Consider the following 13,310-nt stretch of genomic DNA (forward strand, 5'->3'; position numbering starts at 1 on the left):
TGTGTTTTTTTATAGAATTTGGACTTTAAAGTAAAGCTTAATATCCAGCAAAAAAATATTAGTTATACATTAAAACGGTACCATGAAACTAGAAGCACCTTTTCCGTTTATTGCGAAAGTTATTGCCGCAAAGCCAACTGCAGTGGTTGGACGAACACCGGTTTCTGTTGGAGCGCCGTTGTCTGCTGCATATGGAACACCGGTTTCTGCTGGTGCGCCTTTGTGTGCTGCAAGTGGACCTCCTTCTGCTGGTGCGCCTTTGTGTGCTGCAAGTGGACCTCCTCCTGCTAGTGCGCCTTTGTGTGCTGCATGTAGATCTCCGTTTCCAGCAAGAGCGCCTTTGCGTGCCGGAAGTGGACCGATTCCTGCTCGTGCAACGTTTAGTGCTTCTGCGGGAAGTTCGCCTGTTATTGTTGTTTTTACGTGAAGAACGGCCTTTTGAACATGGGTCATTATGCATGAAATCGCTTAACCCGAAGGAATTAGCTCTATCCACCGCATTTTGTATATCACGATTGATGTCAGACATATTTATATATCCCCCTTTCTATACGTTAAACTATGCGCTTGTACGTAATATGCCAGGGATAATAGCACATTTTTATTAAATATTTGTTTTTGGTGACACCCCTCGCCTTTTTTCCATAATTTAATAGGAAAGTGAAAGGGAAGGGTTAGGTTATATGAATGCTGACAAGAAGCTGCCTGTGTATCAGCTTTTTATTCCACCAGTTAATTTAATGGAGCTTCGCAGAGATATATGGTGCAATGATCCTTTACCTGCAAAGTTAACGATCAACAAAAAAAAACTTGATATTGATATTGTTTACCGTGGCTCACATATCCGAAGTTTTCGGAAAAAATCCTATAATGTAGTCTTTTATAAACCTAATACTTTTAAGAATGCCAAGGAAGTTCATTTAAATGCCGAATATAAAGATAAATCTTTACTAAGAAATAAATTATCTTTAGATTTTTTTGCAGATATAGGGACTTTATCACCGAAAGCCCAGTTCGTTTTCCTAAATCTAAACGGAAAGGACGAGGGAATATATCTGGAATTGGAATCAGTGGATGAATATTATTTGAAGAAAAGGGGGCTCCCCAATGGGTCCATTTTCTATGCAGTGGATGGTGATGCCAATTTCTCATTGATGAGCGATTTGGATAAAGGAATCAAAAAATCATTGGAGATGGGCTATCAAAAAAAATGCGGGACAGAAAAGGAGGAATTATATTTACAAGAGCTGATCCTCCAAATCAATACAATTTCAAGAGTGGATTTTGAAAAGGAAATCGTAAAATATGTCGATGTGGAAAAGTATCTGCGCTGGCTGGCCGGTGTCATATTCACGCAAAACTATGATGGGTTCGTTCATAACTATGCTTTGTATCGAAATGGAGATACCGGTCTATTTGAAATAATTCCATGGGATTATGATGCGACATGGGGCAGGGATGTTAACGGGAAAGTGATGGAAGAGGATTATGTGGGAATCGGGGGGTTCAATACATTGACTGCTAGAATCCTTGATGTAAGGGGATTTCGTGTCAGGTACCAAGAACTTCTTAAGGAGATTTTGAACAATCATTATACCGTGGCCTATATGAAACCTATCATTCAGGAAATGCATGATCAATTAAGGCCATATGTATCAAAAGATCCATATATCAAGGGGAATAAGGAGAAATTTGATGATGAGCCCGAATTCATCCTGAAATTCATTGAGGCCCGTGCGAAGTATATAAATAGCCACCTGTATAAATTGGATTAATAATTCCTTTCGTTTAGAGATGGAACAATGAAAAATATAGTGGCAGGAATGCTGAATAAAAAGCATTCCTGTTTTTTTCTGCACGATTCCATTTGCTTTTCTATACTATTACAGCTATGTTTGATAGAAAGGTATAATCTAAAGTAATGAAGGATGGGAATGGATTGACTAATCATAGCCGCAAACCGGCATATATATATACATTTACATGCACCCCTGACGAACGCTCATTATCTAAAATGGAGATGCGTTCTTTCTTTGGCTTTGAGACTTCAGGGGATATTTTGAAAAGTGATATAGCCATTGAACCGAGCAGGAGCCCTTTTATAAAAGGGCGGGTCGACATCATGTTTGAAGGGGAAAGCATATCCGAAATCGTTGAGCAAGTAAAAGGTATTCATTTGCCTGACTCGACATTCAAAGTATTATTCGTGAAAATTAATGATTTGAATAAAGAAGCAAAGATCGATTATGATGGACAGCGTGAAATTGAACGTCAGATTGGCTGGCACATTCAGGGAAATGCCGATGTGCGTAACCCTGATCAGGTCTTTGGAATCGTGACGCTTGGCGGTCGTTGGTATTTTGGGAAGTATGTCAAACCTGAAGCGGTTTGGTTAAAACATATGAAGAAGCCCCGTGAATATTCAACAGCGCTTAGCACGAGAGTGGCGAGGGCCATTGCCAACATTGCCGTTCCACATCCGGATGGGGTGAAGGCAATTGATCCATGCTGCGGAATTGGAACGGTATTGGTGGAAGCCCTTTCGATGGGGATCAATATTGATGGCCGGGATATCAACCCGCTTGTTACCGACGGTTCAAGGGAGAACATTGCCTATTTCGGACTCGAAGGTGATGTAACTACAGGTCCGATTTCGGAGGTCACCAGTAAATATGATGTAGCGATTATCGATATGCCTTATAATCTATATACACATGCGACGCCGGAGGATCAGCTATCAATCCTTAAGCACGCAAGGAGCTTTGCTGATAAGGTCGTTGTCGTAACGATCGATACGATGGATCATATGATTGAAGAAGCTGGATTTGAGATTGCTGATCGATGTGTTGCCAGGAAAGGCATTTTTTCCAGAGAGATTGTCGTGTGCGTGTAAGTATCTTCAGCAAGAAAAGGCTGAAATTTCAGTGTCAATTAGACAAATAAAAAGGGCTTTGCTGCCATCTGGCTTCGATATTCAACCGATGCCAGATGGCGGACAAGTCCCCTTTACAATTAAGTTTCAAAATCGACTAGATTCCGGGTGTAGATGAACTTTCAGGAATTTTTTCATAGTCTGATGGATTAAGATTATGAACCGATCCATCTGTTACGCCATTGATAATACCCATTAGCCCCGTTTCAACCGTTTTTACGAGCTGGCCATTCTTTTTTTGCCCAAAGTTTTGTGTTTGACCACTAACTTCAAATAGAACCGTCCCACTTCCGTTTAAAGCAAACGTCCCTAAAGCAGTTCCTGGCAGGTCAATGGATTGATCATATAATGAAATATTTGTGAAAACTGAATTCCCCTTTGCTTGCAGTGCATTATACGCAGTAAGTGTTAACTGACGGGAGAAATCATATTTGAAATCATCTGCATACTCTGCATATTTAGCACCTTCTGGAGTGCTTGGGTTAGGAACGAATTTACCCGATATTGACATAGTTGCACGCTCATCAGTTCCTTCGAGATATGGGAATCCTTGATGATGAAGATCGATAAAAACATCCACTTTCCCGAATTTCGATTTTAACCCTTTATATGTGTCACGGAGCGTTTGCGCTTCGGGGGTAATAAACCAGCCTGGCTTTTCAGATGCCCCCGGGAAGTCTTGAGGTTTTGGTACATAATTTAGGTCTGGATTGAAGTCACGATTAACATCAAATCCCGGTTTGCTAGCATAGTCGTCTCCTGATCTGGGAGTAGTGTAATAGTTCCAAGTAGGTTTTGCATTAGAAAGTTGGGGGAATTTACCTACAACTTCAGACCATTTCATCTCATTTCCACGACGATCAAGCTCTGAGCCGTCTACGTTCATCATTGGAATGGCAACAATTGTTAGTTCATCAAGAACTTTCTTTACCTCAGGCGAGTTACTTTGACCAAGGTTTTTAAGAATGTTCAATAACGCGACAGTTCCTGTTTTTTCATTTCCATGAATTTCACTTTGAATAAGAACGACTTTGTCACCATGACCGACAGTCACTTTTTGAATGGAACGGCCCTGATTCGTTTTTCCGGCCACTTCTACATTGACTATCCCTGCACTCGCTTGCTCAAGTTGATTTAATTCTTTTACAAGTTCGTCATAATTTAGGAATGCTTCGGTAGAAAGGTTCGTTCCACCTGTCGGATTTGGTCCTCTTTCAGCTAAGCTGACATTTGGGCCAAGTAATGTTGCGGCTACTACTGTTGAACTTAAAACCTTTAAAAATTTTCTTTTCACAGCAAATCCCCTATTCTGAAAATATTTAATATTCAGATAATAAATTCTTCACATTCTAATCGATTTCCTGTTAGATTCATTAAAACACCCAAAAAGGCCTAGTATTTCAGATTCAATTATTTTGTACATTTTCCATGAAAAAGTCCCTGCTAAGAGGGGACTTTTTCAATTCAGCCTTTTTTGATGTGATTTAGCTTGATAATGAACTACATTTCCAACGAGTTGTTTCGTGACCTTCCCCTGATATTCCAAATAATCCAAATGGCCGATGATTTCTGACATGACGAGCGGGAATTCTGCTATATACTTTTGTTTGTAAAACTCCTTTGCCAGTTCATTGCCTGTAGAAATTCCGGATTCTATCAAGGCCAGGATCTTTTGTGATTTCCTCTCTATGCTGTTGAGTCTTTTTTCAATCAGATGACCGGGTTGTTCAATCACGTTACCATGACCAGGAAATAGGAGATTCACCTGTAATGCTGAACATCGTTTTAATGAATCGATATGATCTACAAGAGTCAGCATTCTATTACCGTTTTCATCAGGTTCGATCAAGGCATTGCTTGAGATATGTTCAATCAATAAATCACCGGCAAGAAGCCGTTTCCCTTCTCGGTCAAGGAAAGCAATTTGATCCGGGGCATGCCCGGGAAATTCGACCACTTCAAAATTCAGCCAGTGTTTTTCCGTGATTGCGATGATGTCACCATTCAGTTTTTGATCTTTATTATTATCGACCGCGTTGAATAGGTAAGCCACTTGTTTATCTCCAAGTTCACCACAGCCCATCTCAAGGTATAGCTGTTTATAAAATTCAATTCTCATACTTAAGAAATCAGGGTCCCTTTTTAAACGGGGAATGGATTTAGAATGGGCATAAACTGGAATCGGATGGAGTTCGGTAATCCGGTTGACCAAACCAACATGGTCTCCATGGTGATGGGTCAACAAAATTTCCGTGATGTCCCCAACTGTAAATCCATTTTCGTTTAATGTTTGCTGCAGTGCATTCCAGCAAACGTCATCATTCATACCTGCATCGACTAATGTTAAAGATTCATCCTGTTTAACTAAATAAAAGTTTATACTTTTTAAAGATAAAGCGCTTGGAGCTATAATTGGATAAATTTTAAATGTTGTATTCGTTTTCATGAACGTCCCATATCCTCCTAAATCGAGATAAACTTTATCTGGAAAATTGCGATATTACTAATGACCGAATAGATGTAAATGGTTATTATTCCATGATTGGTTGAATGAATTGAAACTGTCAAGCGGAAGCTTCCAGGCAATCAAGAAATTTAATAGTAAAATTGATTGGAAATGGATGGTCTATTTATCTAGTTTATTTTAAAATTGAATAAACAAGCTAGTCATTTAGCCAATATTCTTTAAATTTAATTATTGTAATGAAAACTGAATGTGTTCCATGGAACGAAACGGAATAGGAGGTTTTGGTTTGAAGCCAAAAATTTATATTACAAGGAAATTGCCAGAACAAATCATCGAAGGTCTTAGTCGGAATTATGATGTCAGGATGTGGGATCAAGAGGATATACCGGTCCCTAGAAAAGTCCTTGTAGAAGAAATGAAAGAAGTCGAGGGGCTGCTTTGCTTATTGACGGAACAAATCGATGAGTCACTGATTGAACAGGCACCCAATCTGAAAATCATCGCGAATATGGCAGTGGGCCATAATAATATTGACGTTCAAAGTGCAACAAAACGGGGCATCATGGTAACGAACACACCGGGGGTTTTAACGGAAACAACAGCTGATTTAACCTTCGGCTTACTGCTTGCAACGGCAAGGAGGATGATGGAGGCAGAAGATTATTTAAGGAGTGGAAAGTGGGAAACATGGTCGCCGATGCAGCTGACAGGACAAGATGTACACGGTGCAACGCTGGGTATCATCGGGTTAGGCAGAATTGGGGAAGCTCTTGCAAAAAGAGCTAAGGGATTTGATATGAACTTAGTTTATTTTAATCGAAGCCGTAAATATGAACAGGAAAAAGAGTTAGGAATCGAATATCAGCCCCTTGAAAAATTGCTCCAAATCTCGGATTTCGTTTGTGTCATGCTGCCGCTCACAGCGGAAACGGCTTATATGATTGGCAAGGAGCAGCTGGAATTGATGAAAGGGACGGCTGTGCTCATTAATACCGCAAGAGGCGGAATTATCGATGAAAAAGCGTTGTACCAGGCGCTGGAAAATCGAGAGATTTGGGCGGCTGGATTGGATGTATTCGAAGAAGAGCCCGTCCCTCTGGACCACCCGCTGCTAACTTTGCCCAATGTGGTTACATTACCGCATATCGGGAGTGCTAGCATTGCCACAAGAATGAAAATGGCAACTCTTGCTGTACAAAACTTGGTGGACGGATTAACTGGTGATACTCCCCGTAATTTAGTATTGTTGAATAAATCAAAATGACGCTAAAAGGGGGTTCGGATTGGTTTCATCCCGAACAAAGATTCTAAAACAAGAATAGACTATCCTTCATGTTTTTTTACTATAACCCTTATTGGATTGAAGAAATTTGCGACACTCCTGCCGAATAACTGGCTTGCCGAGACCCCACAGACGCATGCGTCAAGGAGGCTTGGCAGACAGTCGGCGGAAAGGGAGCGGATTTCTGAAATCACCGGCAACCTTTTTTAAATAAAAAAGCGCAGGCAATCTCTCTTCACTTCAAGTTTGTCTACAATCTGAAATGACCCCAAAAATGGGGTCATTTTTTTATGGGGAATGTAATAGTGTTTCTTTGGTTCGTAGTATTCTCAAATGATATTTTCTGAAATATGATTTGTCCTTTTTAGAAGATTTCAGAGTTTTGATGCACCTGTGCTTACCTGAGTGCCGAAAGGAAGAATCCCATTCAAGTGGAGCATACTTATCGTAAATTGTGCCGATCTTTTGTAAAATAAAGAAAGTCGAGTTTATTAGGAAGAACAATTAGTTGAAAGGGATAGGGTTAATAATGATTGAAATGAAGGAAACGATATCATCAGGCAACGAAATGACTAAATCCAAAAGGCTGTTGATGGCTCTTATGCTAGGGTCTTTTGCAGCGATTGGACCACTGTCACTTGATATGTATTTACCGGGTCTCCCCACACTGGCAGAGGATCTGAAAAGCAGTACGTCGTTAGCGCAGCTAAGCTTGACTGCCTGCTTGTTAGGGTTGGCTTTGGGTCAAATTTATTTAGGGCCTCTAAGTGATGCAAAAGGTAGGCGTTCACCGTTAATCATATCTTTATCCATTTATTGCATTTCATCTCTGTTATGCGCTTTTGCTCCAACCATTGAATTGCTTTTATTATTACGTTTTATCCAAGGTATTGCGGGAGCGGGAGGCATTGTCATTTCAAGGGCCATAGTTCGTGACCTTTTTTCAGGAACGGATTTGACCAAGTTCTTCTCCATGTTAATGCTGGTGAATGGGGCGGCACCGATATTGGCTCCGGTTTTTGGCGGTCAACTTTTGCAGTTCACTTCTTGGCGGGGCGTTTTCATTGTCATTTCAGTATTAAGTATCATTATGGTTGCGGCTGCATTTTTTGGGATAAAGGAAACTTTATCGTCCAATCACAGGAGTGCTGGCGGGGTAAATGATACGATCAGGACTTTTGGGAACTTATTGAAGGATCGTGTGTTTATGGGCTATGCTTTTGCACAAGGATTCATAAGTGCTGCAATGTTCGCTTATATTTCCGGATCGCCTTTTGTTCTCCAGAACATTTATGGGGTTTCCCCACAGACCTTCAGCCTGATTTTTGCAATAAACGGGGTTGGGATCATCATCGCTTCACAAGTTGCCGGGAAGCTGGCTGGCAAGGTTAAAGAAGAAAGATTGCTTCAAATGGGGTTATGCCTAGCTTTGTTTGGGGGAATATTACTTCTGGCCTCAGTCCTTCTCGAAATGGGCTTGGCCGGAATCTTGGCGGCTTTATTCCTCTCCGTCTCCAGCGTCGGTATTGTCGGTACAACGAGTTTTTCTTTAGCGATGCAAAATCAGAAAAAAACGGCAGGCAGTGCCTCGGCTTTAATTGGCTTGCTTCCCTTCATATTAGGATCGCTAATGGCTCCCCTGGTGGGGTTAGGTTCAGGTGAGTCTCCCTTGCCGATGGGAATTGTGATGGTAAGTTGTCATGTCATCGCCATGTGCGCTTATTTACTCCTTGCCCGTCGCGGGTTAAGGCGAGTTGCTTAAAAAGAAAAGCTGAAATCCTGTTGTGGATTTCAGCTTTTTGCCTTTTTGATTCATAATAGTGATTCCGCTCCATCGATATAAACTTCCGTGCCCGTAACATGGGAGGACATGTCTGATGCTAGGAACAATACGAGATCACCAGCTTGTTCGGCAGTCCCCGCTTTCCTTGCCAGGGGCTGGGAGCCTTCGGGATATTCAATGGGAATCCTGATTTTTTTAAGGTTTTCTTCTTCCGGGAATGTGTTATTGTCAATGTTCGTATCGATGGAACCGGGACAAATGGTATTTACCCTGATTTTATATCTTGCCAATTCGAGTGCGGCCATTTTACCGAAAGCGACTTGACCGGCTTTGGATGAACTATAAGCGGAAAAACCAAAATTCTTGAAATATCGGTTTCCGTTGATGGAGCTGTTGATCACGATGCTGCCACCCGTTTCCTTCATGTAAGGAATGGCGTATTTGATGGTGAGAAAGGTGCCTTTGAGGTTGATGGTATGTGTCTTATCCCAATCTTCTGGCTTTATGTCTTCTATAGGGGCAATCACTCCGTTGATGCCTGCGTTTGCAAATACAAAATCAATTTTCCCAAAATGTTCATGGGCTGTTTTGTAGGCAAGTTCAACTTGCTCAGCCTTGGAAACATCCGTTTTAATGATTAAAGCCTCTCGACCAAGGTTCTCGACTTCTTCCTTCACTTTTTCGGCATTTTCGACTGTACGGTCAAAAAAGATGATGTTCGCGCCGTTTTCAGCTAGTTTCAGTGCGGCACCCCGGCCAATTCCCGATCCCCCACCGGTAATGATGGCAACTTTGTTTTTCATTAATTCTGTCATAAACTTCACACGCTCCTTTTAAGTCTTCTATTCCCAATTTGGGAGTATGTAGAAACATCATGGCAGTGGTAATATAGAAAAATTATAAACGAATATTGCCTAAAAAATCCAATTTAAGCAATTGCGAGTGTTCAATATACTTTGTTTTTCAGTGAAATGTCTGTATATTGAGGACATGATAAAGTTAGCTTGAAAGGGGATAGGTTGTTGATAAGATTAGGGGTAATAGGTACAAATTGGATCACGGAACGATTTTTGGAGGCTGCAAAGCATGTAGAGAGTTTATCCTTAACCGCCGTGTATTCACGTACAGAGGAGAAAGCGAAGGAATTTGCCAATAAATACGAAGTACATACGACTTTTACGAATTTAGAAGCAATGGCCAGCAGCGATGAAATCGACGCTGTGTATATAGCAAGCCCTAACTCTCATCATTGCAGGCAAGCCGTGTTATTTTTACAAAATAAAAAACATGTATTATGTGAAAAACCAATGGCCTCAAATGCGGCTGAAGTAAGGGAAATGATTGAGGCTGCAAAACAAAATGATGTGCTATTGATGGAAGCGATGAAATCGACCATCATGCCGAATTTCGAAAGTATAAAGGGCAATCTGGATAAAATCGGGAAGATTAGGCGTTTCTCGGGAAGCTTTTGCCAATATTCATCACGCTATGATTCATATAAACAAGGAACTGTGCTGAATGCATTCAATCCGGAATTCTCCAGTGGCTCTTTAATGGATTTAGGCATTTACGTCCTCTATCCACTTGTTGTACTGTTCGGTAAACCGAATAAGGTGCAGGCATCAGGAACGATGCTTGAATCAGGAGTTGATGGGCAAGGTACGATTCTGCTTTCCTATGATGAAATGGAGGCAGTCGTCATGTTTTCCAAAATTACTGAGTCCAATTTGCCATCGGAAATTCAAGGAGAACTTGGAAGCATCATCATTCAGAAAATTTCAGGACCGCAAGCGGTGGATATTCAGTATCGGAATGGAACCACTGAAAATATTTCCGTTAAACAGGATATGCCTACCATGTATTATGAAGCGAAGGAATTTGTTGATTTGATACAGCAGGGGAAAATGGAATCCGAAATAAATACATATTCGAATTCACTGTTGACTATGGAAATCATGGATGAAGCAAGAAGGCAAATCGGCATCGTCTTTCCTTCAGACCGCGGATAAGGCCAATCATGAAGGGGAAAAATGGATGTTACTGATAACCCTTAATTGGGTAGAACTCAGTTCAGGGATAATTTTATTGTTGGAGGAATGGACATGAATTGTAAAATAAATCGCAATGCAGCAAAGGTCTTACAAAAAATGCTCAGCACTGAAGAAGCCGAAGGGAAAATGATTCGTGTATATATCACCCATATGCATGGTGATCATGCCCATTATGACATGAAGCTTGATACACCGGCAGAATATGATGAAATCGTAAAAACAGATAAAGATATCGATATTTTGCTTGATTCACGTGAAGAATTTCTGGATGGTGTCTGGATTAAATATTTTTATGTTCCAGAAGAAGGCTTTGAAATCACGAATCCTTCTAAAGAACCGCATGGACATCATCACCACTAATAGTAAAGGGGGAGGATTGGCATGAATCAAAAATACGAAAAGATCTTTCAACCATATATATTTCCATCAGGGGTAGAAGTGAAAAATCGTATCATGATGGCTCCTATGACCACTTATTCTTCGGATGACCAAGGGGTTGTAACCGATGATGAACTGGCCTATTACGCTGAGCGCTCGGCTGGTGTAGGTGCGGTTGTCACGGCATGTGCCTATGTATCTGCTGGAGGCAAGGGATTCCCAGGCCAACTAGGTGCAGATGACGATTCCTTTATCCCATCCTTGCGAAAACTAGCTGAAACCATTCAGTCCAACGGGGCAAAAGCGATCCTGCAAATATATCATGGAGGCCGTCAAAGTCCGCCGGAATTATTGTCTGATAACCAACCTGTTTCTGCAAGTGCCATTGCTTCCAGCGAGGAAGCACCTGTACCGCGGGAAATGAATGAAGATGAAATACAAGACGTTATTAAGGCATTTGGCGAAGCAACAAGAAGGGCCATCGAAGCAGGTTTCGATGGTGTGGAAATCCATGGTGCCAATACTTACTTGCTTCAACAATTCTTCTCGCCACACTCGAACCGCCGTACAGATAAATGGGGCGGAACATTGGGAAAACGATTGATTTTCCCGCTTACCATTGTGAATGAAGTCGAGAGAACGGTTGCCGAGCATGCAGAAAAGCCGTTTATAATTGGCTACCGCCTTTCTCCTGAAGAAGGCAGCAATCCTGGAATCACTTTAGATGATACGATCCAATTCGTTGATAGATTAGCGAATCAAAACCTGGATTATCTACATATATCGGTAGGTCACTTCTGGAATGGCTCATTCCGTGAGAGTGATAGGACAAAGTCGCGCATCGTTAAAATTTACGATAAAGTAGGTAATCGTATCCCGGTGGTCGGTGTAGGTTCACTGCATACACCCGATGAAGTTGCAGAAGCCATGGAAACGGGGGTCCCTTTTATCGCCCTTGGCCGTGAACTTCTTATGGAACCGCATTGGATTGAAAAAATCAGGTCTGGAAAAGAAGCGGATATACGGACTACCCTCTCAAAAAAAGATCAGGATGAACTGGTCATTCCAGATCCGCTTTGGGAAAAGTTGATTGGGATAAAAGGTTGGCTCCCGGTAGTGGAATGATGATCCGATATCTTGAATAATAGGTTACCCATCCTTCATTTTATTGGAGGGCGGGATGTTAGTTTCCAATAAGGCTAAGGTCCATGACTAAAAAAGCCTGCATTTGTTATTTTAAAATAACAAATGCAGGCTTTTTATTATTTTAAAAATCAAATTTCAGCTACGGAATCTTGGATGATGTTTTCAGTTGGAATGATGGTATGTGGTATCTGATCTTGATTACCCTTTATCTTTGTAAAGAGAACCTGTACAGCGATGTCCCCTAATTTTTTTACGGGAATTTCTTTACAAGTCAAAGAGGGAGCGAGAAAAGGATGTAAATTTGAATTACTGTAGCCTACGATGGATAGGTCCCCCGGTATGGAGATTCCATTTTCTGCTGCCATCTTATAGATACTCATCACCTTAAGGTCATCAGTTGCAAAAACCGCTGTCGGCCCGTTATTTCCCAATAGTTGTTTTGCTGATTGATGTGCGGCATCAATCGTATACCCACTGTTGATGATCCATTCATTCTTTAGTGGGAGCCCATTGTACTTCATGCATGATTTATATCCTTCCAAGCGATCGATCGAAACATGATAATCGAGTGGAGAATGTAAGCAGGCGATTTCACGGTGTCCCTTATCTATCAAATATTGCGTCAAATCATAACTATCCTTGTAATTATTTGTGTCTACGGAAAAAACGTTTTTGTAATGACCTTCGACCTTTCCGATGACTACTATAGGTATATTAAATTTATCTATTTGTTGAAAGAAGTTTTCATCAGCAGGGGAACTTAGCATTATGATCCCTTTTATTAATTTTTCTTTTATTTTCCTGATGCACTTTTGAAGTTCATCCTGACTGTTTTTCGCAGTTTGTAATATCACATCGAAGTTTTCGTCTTCAGCATTGGTTGATATTGTATGAATGATCTCTGAGAAAAATGGGTTATTTTCGGTAGTTTTGGCAGAACGAGATAATACCATGATCGCATCAAAGCCGGAAGATAGGGCCCGAGCTAATTTACTAGGTTGATAGTTTAATTGTTCAATTGCTTTTAACACGCGCTCTCGCGATTCAACAGAGATGTTGCTTTGATTGTTTAGCACGCGAGATACGGTGGATTTTGAAACCATTGCAACACGGGCGATATCGTAGATGGTGTGTCCCAATAAAGTTCTCTCCCTCCTACTATGTTATCTGGATGATCATTACTTCTGAATTGTATTGGGTCTTTATGCACCACAGGAAAAATGGATTTAATTCCTTACTGATGGTTTTATTATAGGTTGATCTTAAATTTA

Annotated in this window: 11 protein-coding genes and 2 pseudogenes; 7 read left to right on the plus strand and 6 right to left on the minus strand. The window is 41.0% G+C overall.

What is annotated here, in order from left to right; all coding sequences use genetic code 11:
* Positions 1–69: 69 nt before the first annotated feature.
* Together ACJ9PY_RS06590 and ACJ9PY_RS06595 are read right to left on the minus strand one after the other, a co-directional pair.
* Complete coding sequence (locus ACJ9PY_RS06590; protein ID WP_411740339.1) at positions 70–453, minus strand: hypothetical protein; 384 nt, start codon at positions 451–453, stop codon at positions 70–72.
* 22 nt (positions 454–475) lie between these two features.
* Positions 476–529, minus strand: a pseudogene (locus ACJ9PY_RS06595) (hypothetical protein); the annotation flags it as partial.
* A gap of 154 nt (positions 530–683) precedes the next feature.
* Here ACJ9PY_RS06595 and ACJ9PY_RS06600 point away from each other — a divergent pair.
* Positions 684–1,775, plus strand: coding sequence for a CotH kinase family protein (locus tag ACJ9PY_RS06600; protein ID WP_278088982.1), 1,092 nt, complete (start codon positions 684–686; stop codon positions 1,773–1,775).
* 146 nt (positions 1,776–1,921) lie between these two features.
* Positions 1,922–2,893 carry a TRM11 family SAM-dependent methyltransferase gene (locus ACJ9PY_RS06605; RefSeq protein WP_098864065.1) on the plus strand — a complete coding sequence of 324 codons (972 nt, stop codon included), beginning with the start codon at positions 1,922–1,924 and terminating at the stop codon, positions 2,891–2,893.
* Positions 2,894–3,029: 136 nt separating this feature from the next.
* On the opposite strand, the gene ACJ9PY_RS06610 is transcribed toward ACJ9PY_RS06605, so the two are convergent.
* Positions 3,030–4,226 carry a M14 family metallopeptidase gene (locus ACJ9PY_RS06610; RefSeq protein ID WP_063577030.1) on the minus strand — a complete coding sequence of 399 codons (1,197 nt, stop codon included), beginning with the start codon at positions 4,224–4,226 and terminating at the stop codon, positions 3,030–3,032.
* A 165-nt stretch (positions 4,227–4,391) separates the two neighbouring features.
* Positions 4,392–5,378 carry an MBL fold metallo-hydrolase gene (locus tag ACJ9PY_RS06615; RefSeq protein ID WP_411739678.1) on the minus strand — a complete coding sequence of 329 codons (987 nt, stop codon included), beginning with the start codon at positions 5,376–5,378 and terminating at the stop codon, positions 4,392–4,394.
* Between the two features lie 307 nt (positions 5,379–5,685).
* Here ACJ9PY_RS06615 and ACJ9PY_RS06620 point away from each other — a divergent pair, with 307 nt between their 5' ends.
* Both ACJ9PY_RS06620 and ACJ9PY_RS06625 read left to right on the plus strand, forming a co-directional pair.
* Positions 5,686–6,663, plus strand: coding sequence for a 2-hydroxyacid dehydrogenase (locus ACJ9PY_RS06620; RefSeq protein ID WP_239860565.1), 978 nt, complete (start codon positions 5,686–5,688; stop codon positions 6,661–6,663).
* A gap of 547 nt (positions 6,664–7,210) precedes the next feature.
* Positions 7,211–8,443: a multidrug effflux MFS transporter gene (locus ACJ9PY_RS06625; protein ID WP_371748519.1), complete on the plus strand. Its 1,233-nt coding sequence runs from the start codon at positions 7,211–7,213 to the stop codon at positions 8,441–8,443.
* A gap of 50 nt (positions 8,444–8,493) precedes the next feature.
* On the opposite strand, the gene ACJ9PY_RS06630 is transcribed toward ACJ9PY_RS06625, so the two are convergent.
* On the minus strand, positions 8,494–9,279 hold the full coding sequence (locus ACJ9PY_RS06630) for an SDR family oxidoreductase (protein ID WP_034314352.1): 786 nt from the start codon (positions 9,277–9,279) through the stop codon (positions 8,494–8,496).
* A 207-nt stretch (positions 9,280–9,486) separates the two neighbouring features.
* Between ACJ9PY_RS06630 and ACJ9PY_RS06635 the strand changes: the two genes are divergently transcribed.
* From ACJ9PY_RS06635 to ACJ9PY_RS06645, 3 genes are all read left to right on the plus strand, one after another.
* The gene (locus ACJ9PY_RS06635; RefSeq protein WP_411739679.1) at positions 9,487–10,473 is read left to right on the plus strand and encodes a Gfo/Idh/MocA family protein; all 987 of its coding nucleotides are present in this window, start codon (positions 9,487–9,489) and stop codon (positions 10,471–10,473) included.
* 93 nt (positions 10,474–10,566) lie between these two features.
* On the plus strand, positions 10,567–10,875 hold the full coding sequence (locus tag ACJ9PY_RS06640; protein ID WP_057278928.1) for a hypothetical protein: 309 nt from the start codon (positions 10,567–10,569) through the stop codon (positions 10,873–10,875).
* A 21-nt stretch (positions 10,876–10,896) separates the two neighbouring features.
* On the plus strand, positions 10,897–12,018 hold the full coding sequence (locus ACJ9PY_RS06645) for an NADH-dependent flavin oxidoreductase (protein ID WP_411739680.1): 1,122 nt from the start codon (positions 10,897–10,899) through the stop codon (positions 12,016–12,018).
* A 149-nt stretch (positions 12,019–12,167) separates the two neighbouring features.
* On the opposite strand, the pseudogene ACJ9PY_RS06650 reads toward ACJ9PY_RS06645, so the two are convergent.
* Positions 12,168–13,202, minus strand: a pseudogene (locus ACJ9PY_RS06650) (LacI family DNA-binding transcriptional regulator); the annotation flags it as partial.
* Positions 13,203–13,310: the final 108 nt, after the last annotated feature.

The organism is Peribacillus sp. S4, assembly GCF_046715815.1.
Taxonomy (GTDB): domain Bacteria; phylum Bacillota; class Bacilli; order Bacillales; family DSM-1321; genus Peribacillus; species Peribacillus frigoritolerans.

Bases quoted from the DNA above. Each gene is read 5' to 3' on its own strand.
- ACJ9PY_RS06645 (WP_411739680.1), top strand. From the start codon at position 10,897: ATGAATCAAAAATACGAAAAGATCTTTCAACCATATATATTTCCATCA.
- ACJ9PY_RS06590 (WP_411740339.1), bottom strand. From the start codon at position 453: ATGACCCATGTTCAAAAGGCCGTTCTTCACGTAAAAACAACAATAACA.
- ACJ9PY_RS06600 (WP_278088982.1), top strand. From the start codon at position 684: ATGAATGCTGACAAGAAGCTGCCTGTGTATCAGCTTTTTATTCCACCA.
- ACJ9PY_RS06625 (WP_371748519.1), top strand. From the start codon at position 7,211: ATGATTGAAATGAAGGAAACGATATCATCAGGCAACGAAATGACTAAA.
- ACJ9PY_RS06615 (WP_411739678.1), bottom strand. From the start codon at position 5,378: ATGAAAACGAATACAACATTTAAAATTTATCCAATTATAGCTCCAAGC.
- ACJ9PY_RS06630 (WP_034314352.1), bottom strand. From the start codon at position 9,279: ATGACAGAATTAATGAAAAACAAAGTTGCCATCATTACCGGTGGGGGA.
- ACJ9PY_RS06605 (WP_098864065.1), top strand. From the start codon at position 1,922: ATGAAGGATGGGAATGGATTGACTAATCATAGCCGCAAACCGGCATAT.
- ACJ9PY_RS06640 (WP_057278928.1), top strand. From the start codon at position 10,567: ATGAATTGTAAAATAAATCGCAATGCAGCAAAGGTCTTACAAAAAATG.